Genomic DNA, 15,849 nt, shown 5'->3' with positions numbered 1-15,849 from the left:
TTTTATAGCTTTTTTGCAGAGACGCTAGGTCGTTCGCATAGGAGCAAGCGCGCTATAGCCCATCTTTGTGATCTTTTTTGTGTCACCTACGTTGCTGCGGCCACAACTGGCGCTGCTTCTGCTTTTGGTAGATACCGAAGGCTGCGATCTTTTGATTGTTAAAAACAAAGATCGCAGCCTGCGACAGCTCTGGCCGTGCTTAATAAGGCTGTTAACCTGCGACTAACACGCGAATCGCTTCAAGGCGCAATGCGGCCTTTTCAAGCATGGCCAAGCCTTGTTCACGTTGTTTGCGCAAGGCAATCAACTCACTGTCACGTACGGTCGGGTTAACCGCTTGCAGCGCCGTCAGGCGTGCCAATTCCTCTTCGGTATCGGCTGCCAAACGGCGCTGGGCCTCGGCCACGCGTTCAGCGTGACGCGGAGCTACTTTGGCTTCACCGGCATTGATTTTGGGTGTCAGGTTGTCGCGCTGAGCTTGGATGAACTTGTTGGCACTGGCGCGTGGCACGCTTTCTAGCTGCTCATTCAGAGTTTCAAAGGCGACGCGCGCTGACAGATCGTTGCCATTGCCATCAAGCAAGCAACGCAGCGCAGCAGGCGGCAAGTAACGACCCAGTTGCAAGGCGCGCGGGGCGACCACTTCACTGACGTAAATCAGTTCGAGCAGAACGGTCCCAGGCTTAAGGGCCTTGTTTTTGATCAGTGCCACGGCAGTGTTGCCCATTGAACCGGAGAGCACTAGATCCATGCCGCCTTGCACCATGGGGTGTTCCCACGTGATGAACTGCATGTCTTCGCGTGAGAGTGCTTGGTTACGGTCGTAGGTAATGGTCACGCCTTCGTCGTCGCCCAAAGGGAAACTCGCGTCGAGCATCTTCTCGCTCGGCTTCAGAATCAGAGCGTTTTCGGAGTGGTCTTCACTGTCGATGCCGAAAGCGTTGAACAGGGTTTCCATGTAGATCGGCAGGGTGAATTGATCGTCCTGCTCGAGAATGGCTTCAACCAGTGCTTCCCCTTCGCCCGCGCCACCGGAGTTAAGTTCCAGCAAGCGATCACGGCCGGTATGCAGTTCTTGCTCCAGACGTTCGCGCTCGGTTCGCGCTTCGTTAATCAGCGTTTGCCACACGTCATCGTCGGTTTCTTCGAGCAGTGGCAGCAGGCGAGAGCCGAACGTATGCTGCAAGGCGTTACCGGTTGGGCACGTGTTGAGGAACGCGTTCAGTGCTTCGTGGTACCACTGGAACAGGCGCTCTTGCGGGCTGGTTTCCAAGTACGGCACATGCAGTTCAATCACGTGCTTTTGGCCGATACGATCCAGACGACCGATACGTTGCTCCAGTAGGTCTGGATGCGAAGGCAGATCGAACAGCACCAAGTGATGAGCGAACTGGAAGTTGCGACCCTCACTGCCAATCTCTGAGCAGATGAGAACTTGCGCGCCGAACTCTTCATCTGCGAAGTAGGCAGCTGCGCGGTCGCGCTCAAGAATGTTCATGCCTTCATGGAAGACTGTCGCGGGAATACCGGAGCGCACGCGTAAGGCGTCTTCCAGATCCATAGCGGTTTCGGCGTGAGCGCAAATCACCAGTACCTTGGTGCGCTTAAGCATTTTTAGGGTGTCGGTGAGCCACTCAACACGCGGGTCAAAGCGCCACCAGCGCTCCTCGTCAGTGGCGTCCGGCTGAGCTTGGAAGCTGACTTCGGGGTACAGTTCTGCGTGTTCGCCGATGGGCAACTCGAGGTATTCATCTGGGCACGGCAGTGGGTACGCGTGAAGTTTGCGCTCAGGGAAACCTTGAATAGCAGCGCGGGTGTTACGGAACAAAACGCGACCCGTGCCATGACGGTCGAGCAGTTCACGAACCAGGCGTGCGCTGGCCTCAGCATCGCCTCCATTGACGGCGGCGAGCAGGGAGTCACCCTCGGCCCCAAGGAAACCGTGAATGGTCTTATTGGCCTCTGGAGACAGGCGGCCTTTATCTAGCAGCTCTTGAACGGCCTGAGCGACAGGCCGGTAGTTTTCGCTCTCGGCGCGGAAGGCAGCCAAGTCGTGGAAGCGGTTTGGATCGAGCAGGCGCAAACGTGCGAAGTGGCTGTCCTGACCCAGTTGTTCTGGGGTGGCAGTGAGCAGCAAAACGCCTGGGATCACGCCCGCTAATTGTTCAACCAGATCATATTCAGGGCTGACTTGATCTTCATGCCACACCAAGTGGTGAGCTTCGTCGACCACCAGCAGGTCCCAGCCGGCAGCAAACAATGCATCTTGGGCTTTAGGGTCGTCGACCAGCCATTCCAGAGCCACCAACGCCAATTGGCAGTCTTCAAACGGGTTGCTGGCGTCGCTTTCGATGAAGCGCTCTTCGTCAAACAACGCCACCTCAAGGTTGAAGCGCCGACGCATCTCTACCAGCCATTGGTGTTGCAGGTTTTCTGGGACAACGATCAGCACGCGGCTGGCGCGGCCACTGAGCAACTGGCGATGAATCACCAAGCCCGCTTCAATGGTTTTACCCAAGCCTACTTCGTCAGCCAGTAAGACGCGTGGCGCGATCCGGTCGGCGACTTCGCGGGCAATGTGCAACTGGTGCGCGATAGGTTGTGCACGCACGCCACCCAAGCCCCACAGCGAGGATTGCAACTGGCGGCTAGTATGTTCAAGGGTGTGGTAGCGCAAAGAGAACCATGAAAGCGGGTCAATTTGCCCGGCAAACAGACGATCACTGGCCAGACGGAACTGGATGAAGTTCGACAGTTGGGTTTCAGGCAGGGTAACGAGTTCATTTTGCTCGTTGAAACCGTGATAGACCATTAAACCGTCGGCATCGTCGACTTCGCGAACAGTCATCTTCCAGCCTTCGAAGTGGATGATGGTGTCGCCTGGCGAGAAACGCACGCGCGTAAGAGGGGCGTTGCGCAGCGAATATTGGCGAGTTTCGCCAGTGGCCGGATAGAGCACAGTCAGCAAGCGACCGTCCTGTGCCAGAACGGTGCCTAAGCCTAGCTCAGCTTCGCTGTCACTAATCCAGCGTTGCCCCGGTTGATACTGCTGCGCCATGCTGCCTGACTCCCGCTTTGAAAAAGCCGAGTATATTAACGCAGCAGCGTCCTTAGGCCAAAGGACTCTCATAAAAAGCTGCTAGGCCGAAAAGAGCCGATGGCGCTTTTAGACGAATGGTTTTAAACCGAAACAGAACTGGAGCACTTCATCATGCTGTCGCCGATTCTTCCGTTGAGTGTTGTGCCCGTGACTTCGCAACAAGATCCGGTGCGTCCGCGTCCAGAAATTCCGGCGGTGGTGCCCACACAAGCCAGTTCGGGTGACAGTACGATCAATTTGAAACACCATGACGCTGACCAGGCTGCCTTATTGCTGCGTGAAGAACAGCAGCGCCAACAGCAGCGCGAGCAGCAGGCCCATCCGCCGGAACAAGATGAGGTTCAGGCAGATCAGCCAGTCAGCGATGGCGTGGTCGATGGCGCTCCCCGTCAGGGTTTATGGATTGATATCGAGGTGTGACTGGTTTTTTCTGGCCAGTTGTTCGGCCTCAACGCATTATTGGGTTAACCCTAAGCCCTTCTAGCCTTTAACAGTGACCTGATTTTTATGAGCCAAGACAGCAAGCTGGTTGACCTAGGTGCAGAGCGCGACAAGCGCGTGCATGACCTTAAAGAAAAACGTCTGAACGAAGTGCGACAGGCTTTTGAGCAAGCGATGCCATTGGCAGCAGCCAAAAAAAAGTCAAAAAAGAAGCCTAAAAAGCGCTGAGTGATAGCTTTTTAGCTGTTCTGGATCAACTTAACCTTCCACGCCCCATCTGACCGCGATCTTTATTGATCCCGGTCAACTCGTTCGTCTGCCTATCTGGTTAATCTCGCCTCAACGAAACAACAGACACCAGCAGGAGGCTGACATGTTTCTCGATAATGTGGTTGTCGCAGGCGTGGTTACGGTGGGTCTGATGCTGGTGTTTTTCGTAGGTTTAGGTTTTTTTATCTGGAAGGATTCGCGCAAGCGCAATAAGTAGCGCTGGATTCTTCTGGAACTCGAGCACGCAAGGCATTTTGGGCGACCTAGGTCGCCTATTTTTTTGCCTGTGTTTTTTGTATTGGCTGGTTTTTGACGATGGACGCTCTGGACAGTCGCTATCCAGGCTGAAAAAGGAGGGGCAAGGCCAGTGTCTGGCCCCGATGCAGGTGTGAACCTGTTTCAGGGCCAGACAGCGCTCTATCAGTTGAGGATGATAGAGGCCAGCCAGAACAGAGCAGCGGACAGTCCTACGGTAGCAGGCAATGTCAGCACCCAAGCCATCAGGATGGTTTTGATGGTGTTGCCTTGCAGGCCGCTTTTGTTGGCAACCATGGTGCCCGCCACGCCCGAAGACAAGATGTGAGTCGTCGATACCGGTAGGGCGAAGAGGTTGGCCAGCCCAATGGCAATGGTGGTGGTGATCTGAGCCGCCATACCTTGGGCATAAGTCATGCCCTGCTTGCCAATCTTCTCGCCAATGGTTTTAACCACGCGTCTCCAGCCGACCATAGTGCCCAAGCCCAAAGCCAGTGCAACAGCCAGGATCACCCAGAATGGGGCGTATTCAGTGGTGGCTGTCAGGTCTTTGCGCAGTTTTTCGAGGTCAGCTTTTTCACTGGCATCTAGCGCTGGCAGTTTGCTGACTTTCTTCGCCGTGTCATCCAAGCAAAGCAGGTAGCGACGAATCTCGATACGTTGCTCAGAGGTCATGGAGTGGTAGTCGGTGACGCCTTTGAGCGAGTCGAGCAGGGCTGAAATAGTCGGCTCGGTTTGTTGCGGGTTGCAACTGAACTTGCTTGGCAGATCGCCTTTAACACCTTTGCCCAGCGCCAAAAATTCATTAAGGCTCTGGTGATTGCGCTGATAGAACTGGCTCAGGTGCAGCGTCGCATCGCGAGTTCTTTCAATTTGGTAAGTGGTGCTGTTCAAGTCCAGAACGAAGGCGCTGGGCACGATACCGATCAGCACCAACATGATCAGACCAATACCTTTCTGGCCGTCATTGGAGCCGTGAACGAAGCTTACCGTCATGGCTGAGATCACCAGAACCAGACGGTTCCAGAAGGGCGGATGCTTTTTGTCATCGAGCTTGCGGCGCTCTTCTGGTGTTTTGTGCATCTTGGAGTTCGGACGCCACCATTTAAGACCGACCAGCATAAGACCGGCAATCAGAAAGCCCGCGAGGGGAGAGAACACCAGCGAGGCACCAATCTCGATAGCCTTATGCCAGTTAACTCCATCACTGACCGGGATACCATTGATCAAGGCGTTGGCTAGGCCCACACCTAAAATCGAACCGATCAGCGTGTGCGAGCTTGACGCTGGAATCCCGAAGTACCAGGTGCCTAGGTTCCAAGTGATAGCCGCTGCCAGCAACGAGAACACCATGGCCAAGCCATGTCCGGTGTTCACATTTACCAGAAGCTCTACCGGGAGCAAGTGGACGATGGCGTATGCCACCCCAACCCCGCCCAGCAGTACGCCAAGAAAGTTAAACACACCTGAAAAGAACACCGCCAAGTGAGGCGGCATGGCTTTGGTGTAGATGACAGTCGCTACCGCATTTGCGGTGTCATGAAAGCCGTTAATGAACTCGAAGGCGAGAACAAAGGCTAGGGCGAAGAAGAGGCTGATAAGAACCCAGGCATCCAATCCGCTTAGTAGTTCGATCATGAAGGTTTTCTGACACGGTCATAAAGGGGGCCGGATTATGCCAGAAAACCTCAGAAACCGATGCACTAGGTGCTCGCCGGTAACATCTATAAACGAAAAAAATGGCGAGATGCCTTTTTTTCGGGTCGTCTTAAATCTGCTCTAACCCTCTGATATACAAGGCTATAAGCGTTTAATTGGGCAAAGCATTCGTCAGGTGAGCAGTCTGATTTGAGCGTGTGAAATTTCTGTAATCAGACGAGGTGATGCAGTTGCCCATGCCTTTTGTTGAGCAAGCAGCAGCTCGAGCACTCATCGGAATGAGGTTCTGGAGCAGCCTTTACACAAATTAGTGTCAGAAAATCATGACTCTTCGGCTTTGAGTTCTTTCTCGATTTTTTGAATTTCTTGAGAAAAAGCCTGATCGAGCAAGCTGGCACGTTTGCGCCACGGCTTACGTTCCGGCTCTGACTGAGCGGCATAGGTGGTGACTTCGCCGCCATAAACATCTTTGTAACGTTGTTCCTGACGCTCAAGTTCTGCGCGCAGTTCGTCTTTCGTCACAGTGCTACCTAATTAAGTAGAGATTAAATTGGGTGAACCACTTGGCAACAGAGGGTGATCCATTTGACGGATGAGTCAGCTTCAGACAGATGCCTGTAAGCAACGTCAAGGTAAACAAACCATTCTCTGCACGCAGCAACGTCATTAATTAACAGATGGCGTGTCTGCACTTAAGTGTTCACCACCCGTGGGTGGACAATACAGTTTGCACTAGGAAATTAAGCCTCGCGGCCTGTTGAGTTCAACGAGTGGGTTGGATCCAAAAGGCGGGAATGCTCGACTTCGTGCATTCAGTTACTTGCGGGCCATAAAGGCTTGAGTAAGGCGTCTACTATCGCCGAAGCGCTTCGGGCACGTCAACTTCGAAGTGCACTGTTTGTTGCAAATTCAGCGAATTAACAGGTTGAGTCATTTTTTAGATCTATTACTACTGGCATCAGATAAGTACATGGCCAAGTTAATGAGTGCTGACGTCGGCTTAATTCACTGCACATATAAGACAGGTGCATTTCTATCAATGATAGGTGGATGTTTGCGGGTGCACGTGAGGTAAAAGGCCTAATGAAAATCATACGCAGGTGTTGTACGCAGTTGCTAAGTACGACAGCCGAACAATATTTAACCTACAGGAACGTACGGCAGGCTGATGCGCCGTTCATACCTTGGGTTGACACAGGAGATTGCGATAATCGGCCGTCGGTTCGATAATCGGCCAGTAAAGTGCGCGCCCTGCCTGTGTTGTTACTGGGGCGATCTGCAAGAACAATAAAAACTACATCACGGGGATGGGCAATGAGTGAGCAATTGCGCAATGCAGTAACGGGCCTCGCGCCACCGATTGTGGCATCGCCTGCCAAACGTATTCAGGCCTTCACCGGTGACCCTGACTTCATGGCTTCACTGGCGCGAGGGCTGGCGGTAGTGCAAGCGTTTCAAGAGCGTAAACGGCACTTGACCATTGCCCAGATCAGCCATCGAACTGAAATCCCTCGCGCTGCTGTGCGTCGCTGTTTGTACACGTTGATCAAATTGGGCTATGCCACCACCGATGGCCGCACCTATTCGCTGCTGCCCAAAGTACTGACACTTGGGCATGCCTATTTATCGTCGACGCCGTTGGCGGTGTCGGCCCAGCCTTATCTGGACCGCATGAGCGAGCAATTGCACGAAGCGTGCAATATGGCGACCCTAGAAGGCGATGACATTCTTTATATCGCCCGTTCGGCCACCACTCAGCGTCTGATTTCGGTAGACCTGTCGGTTGGCGGTCGCTTGCCTGCGTATTGCACGTCTATGGGGCGCATTTTGTTAGCGGCGCTAGACGATGTCAGCCTGCATGAGTACTTGGCCCATGCTGAGTTTCAGGCCAAAACCAGTCGCACACTTAGAACTCAAGAGGCTTTGCTTGAATGCTTACAGAAAGTCCGTGAGCAGGGCTGGTGCGTTGTCGATCAAGAGCTGGAGCAAGGTCTGCGTTCGATCGCGGTGCCGGTGTACGACGCTTCCGGCCAAGTGTTGGCTGCTTTGAATGTGAGCACCCATGCGGGGCGAGTGACTCGCACAGAGCTTGAGCAACGTTTCCTACCGATTATGCTCAGTTCTAGCCGCGAGCTGAGCGCACAACTGTTCACCTGAAAGAACCTTCTAGCGCCTGCGATTGCGGTAGGCGCGTGATTATTTCGCGATCTTTAAGCGCTGACGAAATAATACCTAGCAGCCTAACTAAGTGTTCGATTACCGAACACATCGTCGATTATCGGATTGTTTGAGTGCAGGGCGGCGGCTTAACCTGCTGACAGTCCGGTGCGGCCTTGGCCCATCGTTTTTTATTCAGTGGCATACAAGAAACGGGAGCTACCCCTCATGGCAGAAATCATTTCGTTACACGAGGCCGTGAAGCAGTACGTGAATGACGGCGATACGGTCGCCCTCGAAGGTTTCACGCACTTGATTCCGACCGCAGCAGGTCATGAAATCATTCGTCAGGGTAAGAAAGAGCTGACCTTAGTTCGCATGACGCCTGACTTGATTTATGACCAGTTGATTGGCGCCGGGTGTGCACGAAAGTTGATCTTCTCTTGGGGCGGTAACCCGGGTGTTGGGTCGCTGCATCGTTTGCGTGATGCCGTGGAAAAGCAGTGGCCGCAGCCGCTGGAAATCGAAGAGCACAGTCACGCTGACTTGGCTAATGCTTATGTAGCGGGAGCCTCGGGCCTACCGTTCGCGGTATTGCGTGCTTACGCAGGCTCCGACCTGCCTAAGGTCAACCCATTGATCAAAACCGTCACCTGCCCATTTACAGGCGAAGTGTTGGCGGCTGTGCCGTCGGTGCGTCCCGATGTGACTGTCATCCATGCGCAAAAGGCTGACCGCAAAGGGAATGTGCTGTTGTGGGGGATTTTGGGCGTGCAAAAAGAGGCTGCTTTGGCCGCCAAGCGTTGCATCGTCACGGTTGAAGAAATTGTTGATGACCTGCAAGCCCCCATGAATGCCTGCGTTCTGCCAACTTGGGCGTTGAGTGCGGTGTGTCACGTGCCGGGAGGGGCGCATCCCTCCTATGCCCATGGTTATACCGAGCGTGATAACCGTTTCTATCAGGCATGGGACCCCATTGCCCGCGACCGCGAAACTTTCACGGCCTGGATCAATGACTACATCCACGGCACCGCAAATTTTAGCGAGTTCCAGGCCAAGCTGGCCCGCGCTTCGGAGGCAAAATAATGGCTTACTCCACCAACGAAATGATGACAGTCGCAGCCGCCCGTCGTCTTAAAAACGGTTCGGTCTGTTTTGTAGGCATTGGTCTGCCGTCGAAAGCCGCGAACTTGGCGCGCCTGACATCGTCACCTGATGTCGTGCTGATTTACGAATCTGGGCCGATTGGCGCCAAACCTCACGTGCTACCGCTGTCGATTGGTGATGGTGAACTGGCCGAAACGGCTGATACGGTCGTGGCTACCAGTGAAATTTTCCGTTACTGGCTGCAAGGTGGGCGTGTCGACGTTGGCTTCTTAGGGGCTGCGCAGGTGGACCGCTTCGGCAATATCAACACCACTGTGGTCGGTGACTATCATCACCCCAAGGTTCGTCTGCCGGGTGCCGGTGGAGCACCTGAAATTGCAGGCTCCGCCAAAAGCGTGTTGATTATCCTCAAGCAATCAGCTCGCTCGTTTGTCGACAAACTGGACTTCATCACCTCGGTGGGCCATGGCGAAGGTGGCGACTCGCGCAAGCGTTTGGGGCTGCCGGGCGCTGGGCCGGTGGGCATCATCACTGATCTGTGCATCATGGAGCCTGAAGCGCAGACCAACGAATTTGTCGTCACCGCTCTGCATCCGGGTGTGACACGTGAACAAGTGGTTGCCGCGACTGGCTGGGCCATTCGTTTTGCCGACGAGGTCGAGCAAACGGCCGAGCCAACCGACCTTGAATTGAGCGCCTTACGCGATCTGGAAGCGCGCACGGCCTTGGCGCACGGCCAAGCGCCAGGAGAAGCGTGATGCGTGAAGTCTTTATTTGTGACGCAATTCGTACCCCCATTGGCCGTTTTGGCGGTGGTCTAGCGGCCGTTCGTGCTGATGATCTGGCGGCCACGCCGATCAAGGCGCTGATGGAGCGCAACCCTAATGTTAAGTGGGACGAGGTCGACGAAGTATTCTTGGGCTGCGCCAATCAGGCGGGTGAAGACAACCGCAATGTGGCCCGTATGGCGGCGTTGCTGGCCGGGTTGCCGGACACCATTCCCGGTGTGACGCTCAATCGCTTGTGTGCTTCGGGCATGGACGCGATTGGTACTGCGTTCCGGGCCATTGCCAGTGGCGAAATGGAACTGGCGATTGCCGGTGGCGTTGAATCTATGTCGCGGGCGCCGTTTGTGATGGGTAAAGCTGATGCGGCGTTCTCGCGCAACATGAAGCTGGAAGACACCACCATTGGCTGGCGCTTTATCAACCCATTGATGAAGGCTCAATACGGGGTCGACGCGATGCCGCAAACGGCTGACAACGTGGCCGATGATTATCAGGTTTCTCGTGCTGACCAAGATGCCTTTGCTTTGCGCAGCCAGCAGCGCACGGCGGCGGCTCAGGCGGCGGGCTATTTTGCCGAGGAGATTGTGCCGGTGCGTATCGTCCATAAAAAAGGCGAAACGCTCGTTGAGCACGATGAACATCCACGTGCCGACACCAACCTTCAAACCCTGAGCAAGCTAAAACCGGTCAATGGGCCGGATAAAACCGTCACCGCCGGTAATGCTTCTGGGGTGAACGACGGTGCTGCGGCACTGATCTTGGCGTCTGCTGAAGCGGTAAAACGCCACGGTTTGACGGCTCGGGCTCGCGTTTTGGGCATGGCCAGTGCCGCAGTAGCGCCCCGAGTGATGGGGATCGGTCCGGTGCCTGCGGTGCGCAAACTGGTTGAGCGTCTGGGGGTGTCCGTTAGCGACTTTGATGTGATCGAGTTGAACGAAGCCTTTGCCAGCCAAGGTTTGGCGGTGCTACGAGAGCTTGGTCTGGCGGACGACGCTCCCCAAGTCAACCCCAATGGTGGCGCCATTGCCCTGGGCCATCCGCTGGGCATGAGTGGAGCGCGACTGGTGATGACGGCGCTGCATCAATTGGAAAAAACCGGTGGCAAAAAAGGCTTGGCGACCATGTGTGTCGGGGTTGGTCAAGGTTTGGCACTGGCAATCGAAAGGGTCTAAAGACCTGTTGTAGACGGCTTGCTGAACGATTGATTAGTCAATCGTTCAGCTCTTTGTGGTTGCAGTGTTACTTGTTGCAAGGTATGTCTAAAAAGTAACTAACCCTGATGAGTCCAAAAAAATGACAGCTGAAACCCACTACACAGGAGAAGAGCGTAGAAAAAGGATCTTTGCGATTGTCGGTGCGTCCTCCGGCAACTTGGTCGAATGGTTCGATTTTTACGTTTACGCGTTCTGCGCGATTTACTTTGCGCCTGCCTTCTTTCCGTCCGATGACCCTACGGTTCAGTTGTTGAACACTGCCGGGGTGTTTGCGGCGGGCTTCTTGATGCGTCCTATTGGTGGCTGGCTGTTTGGCCGGGTTGCCGATAAACACGGGCGAAAGAACTCAATGATGATCTCGGTGATGATGATGTGCGCCGGCTCATTGGTTATCGCCTTTCTTCCCACGTACGACTCGATTGGCGCTTGGGCGCCTGCCTTGCTGTTAATGGCGCGGTTGTTCCAAGGTCTGTCGGTGGGGGGAGAATATGGCACCACGGCTACCTACATGAGTGAGGTTGCCCTCAAAGGGCAGCGTGGTTTCTTTGCTTCATTCCAATATGTAACCCTGATCGGTGGGCAACTGCTGGCCGTTCTGGTTGTGGTGATTCTTCAACAGATCTTGTCAGAAGAAGAATTACGCGCGTGGGGCTGGCGTATTCCGTTCGTGATTGGTGCCGTTGCGGCGGTAATTTCACTCCTGCTGCGTCGCTCCCTGAAAGAAACCAGCAACGCTCAAACCCGTGATGATAAAGACGCAGGTAGCATCGCCGCGCTGTTTCGTGACCACAAAGGTGCTTTTATTACCGTGCTCGGCTACACCGCGGGCGGCTCGTTAATTTTCTACACGTTTACCACCTACATGCAGAAATACCTGGTGAACACTGCCGGGATGCACGCCAAAACCGCCAGTTACATCATGACCGGGGCGCTCTTCCTTTATATGTGCATGCAGCCGTTGTTCGGCATGCTCGCCGACAAAATTGGGCGTCGAAACTCAATGCTGTGGTTCGGTGGCTTGGGCACGTTGTGCACGGTGCCAATTTTGCTGAGTTTGAAAACCGTCACCAGCCCATTTTTGGCTTTTGTGTTGATCACTTTGGCACTGGCGATTGTGAGTTTTTACACCTCCATCAGCGGGCTGGTTAAGGCCGAAATGTTCCCGCCTCAGGTCCGGGCATTGGGTGTTGGCTTGGCCTACGCTGTGGCCAACGCTGTATTTGGTGGCTCGGCGGAGTATGTGGCGCTGGGCCTCAAGTCCATGGGGATGGAAAACTCGTTCTACTGGTACGTGACGGTCATGATGGCCATTGCCTTCCTGTTCAGCTTCCGTTTGCCGAAGCAGCCAAAATACCTACATCACGATCTGTAATGTGTTCGCGCGCGCCCCTCTGGGGCGCGCGTCTGCAAAGGATGGTTTATGAGTAATCAGCTGTTTGATGCCTACTTCACGGGCAAGGCCATGGGCGAGGTGTTTTGTGACCATGGACGGATCCAAGCCATGCTCGACTTTGAAGCTGCTTTGGCTCGGGCTCAAGCCAAAGTAGGGCTGATTCCGTCGTCAGCTGTGGCGCCGATTACCGCCTCCTGTCGCGCAGAACTCTACGATTTTGAAGCCTTAGGGCTGGCGATTGCGAGCGCTGGCAATTCGGCCATCCCGTTGGTCAAAGCACTCGGCAAGCAGATTGCCGGTGTGAACCCCGAGGCAGAGCGTTATGTGCATTTGGGTGCGACCAGTCAGGATGTGATGGACAGCGGGTTGGTGTTGCAACTGCGCGCTGCTTTAGCCCTGATTGAGCGTGATTTGCAGCAACTGGGTGAAGTGCTCGCACAACAAGCCCAACGTTATGCCACAACTCCGTTGGCCGGCCGCACGTGGTTACAGCAAGCCACGCCCGTCACCTTAGGTATGAAAATCGCTGGTTGGCTCGGTGCGGTCACGCGCAGTCGTCAGCGGCTTGAGGCATTAAAACCGCGTTTGCTAAGCCTGCAATTTGGGGGCGCATCTGGCACGTTGGCGGCGCTGAGTGAGCAGGCGTTACCGGTGGCGAATGCGTTGGCCGATGAGTTGGGTTTAAGCCTGCCTGACCAGCCGTGGCACACCCATCGTGATCGTTTGGTGGAGTTTGGCGCCGTGCTGGGGTTGGTGGGGGGCAGCTTGGGCAAGATGGGCCGCGACATCAGCCTGTTGATGCAAACGGAGGCGGCAGAAGTCTTTGAACCATCCGCTCCGGGCAAGGGCGGCTCTTCAACCATGCCCCATAAGCGAAACCCAGTAGGTTCGGCGGTGTTGATCAGCGCGGCCACGCGGGTGCCTGGGCTGTTGAGCACGCTGTTCAGTGCCATGCCTCAAGAACACGAGCGCAGCTTAGGCTTGTGGCATGCCGAATGGGAAACCCTGCCAGACATTTGCTGTTTGGTGTCTGGGGCACTGGGACACGCCATTAATATCGCGCAGGGTTTAGAAGTCGATACCCAGCGCATGGCGCGCAACCTCGATTTGACTCACGGCCTGGTTCTGGCTGAAGCAGTGAGCATTGTGCTAGCGCAGCGAGTAGGGCGCGAAACCGCGCATCATCTCTTGGAGCAGTGCTGCAAACGGGCAGTGGCCGAGCATCGGCATCTGCGCGCAGTGTTGGGCGATGAGCCTCAAATAGCCGCTCAGTTATCGGCGGGCGAACTGGATCATTTGCTAGATCCTGCTCATTACTTGGGGCAGGCGACGACTTGGGTCGAGCGAGCTCGGGCTGAGCATTTTGCGTTGGCATTATAAAAAGGAGACGGCCGTGGGACGTGTACAACTGGCGGAAGGTGAACTCAACTACCAACTCGATGGCCCGCACGGTGCGCCGGTCTTGGTGTTGTCCAACTCATTGGGGACTGATCTAGGAATGTGGGAATCGCAGATTCCAGCGTTCACTGAGCATTTTCAGGTGTTGCGCTACGACACCCGTGGTCATGGCCAGTCGTTAGTCACTGATGGCCCATACAGCATTGAGCAGTTGGGCGGCGACGTCCTAGCGTTGCTGGACGCATTGGGTATTGAGCGCGCACATTTTTGCGGGTTGTCGATGGGCGGCCTGATTGGTCAGTGGCTCGGCATCCATGCTGGCTCACGTTTGCACAGCTTGGTGGTCTGCAACACCGCGGCCAAGATTGGCGAGGCGTCGATGTGGAACCCGCGGATTGAGATGGTGCTGCGCGACGGCGCTGCGGCGATGGCGGGTTTACGTGATGCCTCGATTGCGCGCTGGTTTACCTCAGATTACGCGCAAGCCCATCCAGACCAAGCCAAACGTATCACTGACATGCTGGCAGCCACTTCACCTAACGGCTATGCGGCGAACTGTGCAGCGGTGCGCGATGCCGATTTCCGTGAGCAACTGGGCGCAATTGCCGTGCCGACACTGGTGATTGCAGGCTCTGAGGACGCTGTGACGCCACCTTCTGGTAGCCACTACATTCAAGCGCACGTTGCAGGCGCCGAGTACGCAGAGTTTTATGCTGCGCACTTGTCCAACGTGCAGGCGGGTGATGCATTCAGTCAGCGTGTGCTGGAATTCTTACTAGCCAAACCATCGGTTTAAGGAGCGTTTTGTGGACGAGAAACAACGTTACGACGAAGGCATGGGCGTACGCCGGGCGGTGTTGGGCGACGCACACGTTGATCGCAGCCTGAACGCTTTGACCGAGTTCAACAGTGAGTTTCAGGAAATGATCACCCGGCACGCGTGGGGTGATATCTGGACACGTCCGGGTTTACCGCGCCATACCCGCAGCCTGATTACCATTGCGATGCTGATCGGAATGAACCGTAGTGAAGAACTAAAACTGCACTTGCGTGCTGCGGCCAGTAACGGCGTCACCCGGGCAGAAATCAAAGAAGTGCTGATGCAGAGCGCGATTTACTGCGGCATTCCAGCGGCCAACGCGACCTTCCACTTGGCGGAGTCGGTGTGGGATGAGCTGGGGGTTGAGTCGCGGGTTTGACATCAGGGCAGGGCTGCTTTTTAGTCAGCAGCCCGAACGCTCTTGTCAGACGTCGCCGCTAAAACGACCTATTTATGTAACGCATGTCATCTTTTTATTCTTGGATAATTCTCCCGCGCCTGAGCTCCATATCGTGGGGTTGATCAGGTTGAGCGTTTTTTCAAGGATGACCCATGATTCAGGATGCTGCGGTTTTACATTTATTACCCGAATACTTTCGAAGTGCTGATGAAGCTGCAATGGCAGTGGCGCGCTCAATAGATTTGGACTCAGCGACACCGTTAAGTGGCTTTATTGTGTTTGACGCTGGATTGAATAATTACCGTATCTCTCGTCCTGTGAGCGATGCACAGGCTCAGGCGATTAAATTCAATCAAAAAGGGCAGTTGAACGTAGATCCCTCACTTAAGTTTCGTGGGTCTTACTGTACCTCGGACAAAGAGGGCGCCAGCAAGATGGTCTTTGAGACCGGAGAGCGAGCCTTGTACAGTAATTTTTTTGCGCCCACCTATCTGGCCCGAATGATTAGTCAGGACTTGATTGTCAGGGGGAGTGCAGGGTATTGGTTAGCCCCTAATAAAGCGGTACTCAAGTTTCGTTCCCACGCGGATGACGAAGCAGACCAACTTGTGTCGCAAGCCCCCAATATTCTGAATGAGCTAATTGATGGGACGGGATCGCTGGTTGCTTATATACAGCGAGTTGCGCAGGCAGGTGATTTGCAGGTCATTCAGCAAAGTGAATTCCCCGGTATCTGGACTACGTTAGGTCTAGTGCCCATTGATTGGCTACCGCCAGTACAACCTAATTAACTCGATTCTGGCTAAGTCCAACCGTTAACAACAAACCCGCCAATTGGCGGGTTTGT

General features: G+C 54.8%; 15 protein-coding genes. 12 read left to right on the top strand and 3 right to left on the bottom strand.

Translation table 11 applies throughout. The annotated features are described in order from the left end of the window. Nucleotides 1–211: 211 nt before the first annotated feature. Nucleotides 212–3,058 carry an RNA polymerase-associated protein RapA gene (gene rapA / locus AQS70_RS00410; protein WP_055100974.1) on the bottom strand — a complete coding sequence of 949 codons (2,847 nt, stop codon included), beginning with the start codon at nucleotides 3,056–3,058 and terminating at the stop codon, nucleotides 212–214. Between the two features lie 153 nt (nucleotides 3,059–3,211). On the opposite strand from rapA, the gene AQS70_RS00405 reads away from it, so the two are divergent. The 3 genes from AQS70_RS00405 to ccoM all read left to right on the top strand — a co-directional run bounded on the left by AQS70_RS00405 (nucleotide 3,212) and on the right by ccoM (nucleotide 4,028). Continuing rightward, entirely contained in the window at nucleotides 3,212–3,520 is a 309-nt protein-coding gene (locus tag AQS70_RS00405) for a hypothetical protein (RefSeq protein WP_055100973.1), read from the top strand. A gap of 87 nt (nucleotides 3,521–3,607) precedes the next feature. Then, nucleotides 3,608–3,769, top strand: coding sequence for a hypothetical protein (locus AQS70_RS23810; protein WP_164488173.1), 162 nt, complete (start codon nucleotides 3,608–3,610; stop codon nucleotides 3,767–3,769). Nucleotides 3,770–3,914: 145 nt separating this feature from the next. After that, complete coding sequence (gene ccoM, locus AQS70_RS24155; protein WP_055100972.1) at nucleotides 3,915–4,028, top strand: cytochrome c oxidase subunit CcoM; 114 nt, start codon at nucleotides 3,915–3,917, stop codon at nucleotides 4,026–4,028. A 203-nt stretch (nucleotides 4,029–4,231) separates the two neighbouring features. On the opposite strand, the gene AQS70_RS00395 is transcribed toward ccoM, so the two are convergent. Together AQS70_RS00395 and AQS70_RS00390 are read right to left on the bottom strand one after the other, a co-directional pair. Then, nucleotides 4,232–5,704, bottom strand: coding sequence for an inorganic phosphate transporter (locus AQS70_RS00395; RefSeq protein ID WP_055100971.1), 1,473 nt, complete (start codon nucleotides 5,702–5,704; stop codon nucleotides 4,232–4,234). A 342-nt stretch (nucleotides 5,705–6,046) separates the two neighbouring features. Continuing rightward, nucleotides 6,047–6,247: a hypothetical protein gene (locus AQS70_RS00390; RefSeq protein ID WP_055100970.1), complete on the bottom strand. Its 201-nt coding sequence runs from the start codon at nucleotides 6,245–6,247 to the stop codon at nucleotides 6,047–6,049. Nucleotides 6,248–7,039: 792 nt separating this feature from the next. On the opposite strand from AQS70_RS00390, the gene pcaR reads away from it, so the two are divergent. The 9 genes from pcaR (at nucleotide 7,040) to AQS70_RS00345 (ending at nucleotide 15,793) form a co-directional block, all read left to right on the top strand. After that, nucleotides 7,040–7,882 carry a pca regulon transcriptional regulator PcaR gene (gene pcaR, locus AQS70_RS00385; protein WP_055100969.1) on the top strand — a complete coding sequence of 281 codons (843 nt, stop codon included), beginning with the start codon at nucleotides 7,040–7,042 and terminating at the stop codon, nucleotides 7,880–7,882. A 228-nt stretch (nucleotides 7,883–8,110) separates the two neighbouring features. Then, nucleotides 8,111–8,968: a CoA transferase subunit A gene (locus AQS70_RS00380; RefSeq protein ID WP_055100968.1), complete on the top strand. Its 858-nt coding sequence runs from the start codon at nucleotides 8,111–8,113 to the stop codon at nucleotides 8,966–8,968. Beyond that, nucleotides 8,965–9,747 (top strand): CoA-transferase subunit beta, encoded by a 783-nt coding sequence (locus AQS70_RS00375; RefSeq protein WP_187331753.1) that lies wholly within the window; start codon nucleotides 8,965–8,967, stop codon nucleotides 9,745–9,747. Before AQS70_RS00380 ends, AQS70_RS00375 begins: the two co-directional genes overlap by 4 nt. After that, complete coding sequence (gene pcaF / locus AQS70_RS00370; protein ID WP_187331752.1) at nucleotides 9,744–10,949, top strand: 3-oxoadipyl-CoA thiolase; 1,206 nt, start codon at nucleotides 9,744–9,746, stop codon at nucleotides 10,947–10,949. Before AQS70_RS00375 ends, pcaF begins: the two co-directional genes overlap by 4 nt. A gap of 121 nt (nucleotides 10,950–11,070) precedes the next feature. Next, entirely contained in the window at nucleotides 11,071–12,363 is a 1,293-nt protein-coding gene (locus AQS70_RS00365; protein ID WP_055100965.1) for an MFS family transporter, read from the top strand. A 48-nt stretch (nucleotides 12,364–12,411) separates the two neighbouring features. Then, nucleotides 12,412–13,764 carry a 3-carboxy-cis,cis-muconate cycloisomerase gene (locus AQS70_RS00360; protein ID WP_055100964.1) on the top strand — a complete coding sequence of 451 codons (1,353 nt, stop codon included), beginning with the start codon at nucleotides 12,412–12,414 and terminating at the stop codon, nucleotides 13,762–13,764. 13 nt (nucleotides 13,765–13,777) lie between these two features. Then, nucleotides 13,778–14,578, top strand: a complete 801-nt coding sequence (pcaD, locus tag AQS70_RS00355; protein ID WP_055100963.1) for a 3-oxoadipate enol-lactonase — start codon at nucleotides 13,778–13,780, stop codon at nucleotides 14,576–14,578. Nucleotides 14,579–14,588: 10 nt separating this feature from the next. Then, nucleotides 14,589–14,981 (top strand): 4-carboxymuconolactone decarboxylase, encoded by a 393-nt coding sequence (gene pcaC / locus AQS70_RS00350; RefSeq protein ID WP_055100962.1) that lies wholly within the window; start codon nucleotides 14,589–14,591, stop codon nucleotides 14,979–14,981. A gap of 173 nt (nucleotides 14,982–15,154) precedes the next feature. After that, nucleotides 15,155–15,793 (top strand): hypothetical protein, encoded by a 639-nt coding sequence (locus AQS70_RS00345; RefSeq protein ID WP_055100961.1) that lies wholly within the window; start codon nucleotides 15,155–15,157, stop codon nucleotides 15,791–15,793. The last annotated feature ends 56 nt before the right edge of the window (nucleotides 15,794–15,849 follow it).

Origin of the sequence: Pseudomonas endophytica (genome assembly GCF_001411475.1) — a bacterium.
Lineage (GTDB): Bacteria > Pseudomonadota > Gammaproteobacteria > Pseudomonadales > Pseudomonadaceae > Aquipseudomonas > Aquipseudomonas endophytica.
The sequence above is the reverse complement of the archived record's forward strand: the minus strand, read 5'-3'. Positions and strand labels throughout refer to the sequence as shown.

What these genes read in the sequence shown, in the direction of transcription:
- pcaR (WP_055100969.1), top strand. Translation starts at nt 7,040, where the DNA reads ATGAGTGAGCAATTGCGCAATGCAGTAACGGGCCTCGCGCCACCGATT.
- AQS70_RS00405 (WP_055100973.1), top strand. Translation starts at nt 3,212, where the DNA reads ATGCTGTCGCCGATTCTTCCGTTGAGTGTTGTGCCCGTGACTTCGCAA.
- AQS70_RS00380 (WP_055100968.1), top strand. Translation starts at nt 8,111, where the DNA reads ATGGCAGAAATCATTTCGTTACACGAGGCCGTGAAGCAGTACGTGAAT.
- ccoM (WP_055100972.1), top strand. Translation starts at nt 3,915, where the DNA reads ATGTTTCTCGATAATGTGGTTGTCGCAGGCGTGGTTACGGTGGGTCTG.
- rapA (WP_055100974.1), bottom strand. Translation starts at nt 3,058, where the DNA reads ATGGCGCAGCAGTATCAACCGGGGCAACGCTGGATTAGTGACAGCGAA.
- AQS70_RS23810 (WP_164488173.1), top strand. Translation starts at nt 3,608, where the DNA reads ATGAGCCAAGACAGCAAGCTGGTTGACCTAGGTGCAGAGCGCGACAAG.
- AQS70_RS00365 (WP_055100965.1), top strand. Translation starts at nt 11,071, where the DNA reads ATGACAGCTGAAACCCACTACACAGGAGAAGAGCGTAGAAAAAGGATC.
- AQS70_RS00360 (WP_055100964.1), top strand. Translation starts at nt 12,412, where the DNA reads ATGAGTAATCAGCTGTTTGATGCCTACTTCACGGGCAAGGCCATGGGC.
- AQS70_RS00395 (WP_055100971.1), bottom strand. Translation starts at nt 5,704, where the DNA reads ATGATCGAACTACTAAGCGGATTGGATGCCTGGGTTCTTATCAGCCTC.
- AQS70_RS00345 (WP_055100961.1), top strand. Translation starts at nt 15,155, where the DNA reads ATGATTCAGGATGCTGCGGTTTTACATTTATTACCCGAATACTTTCGA.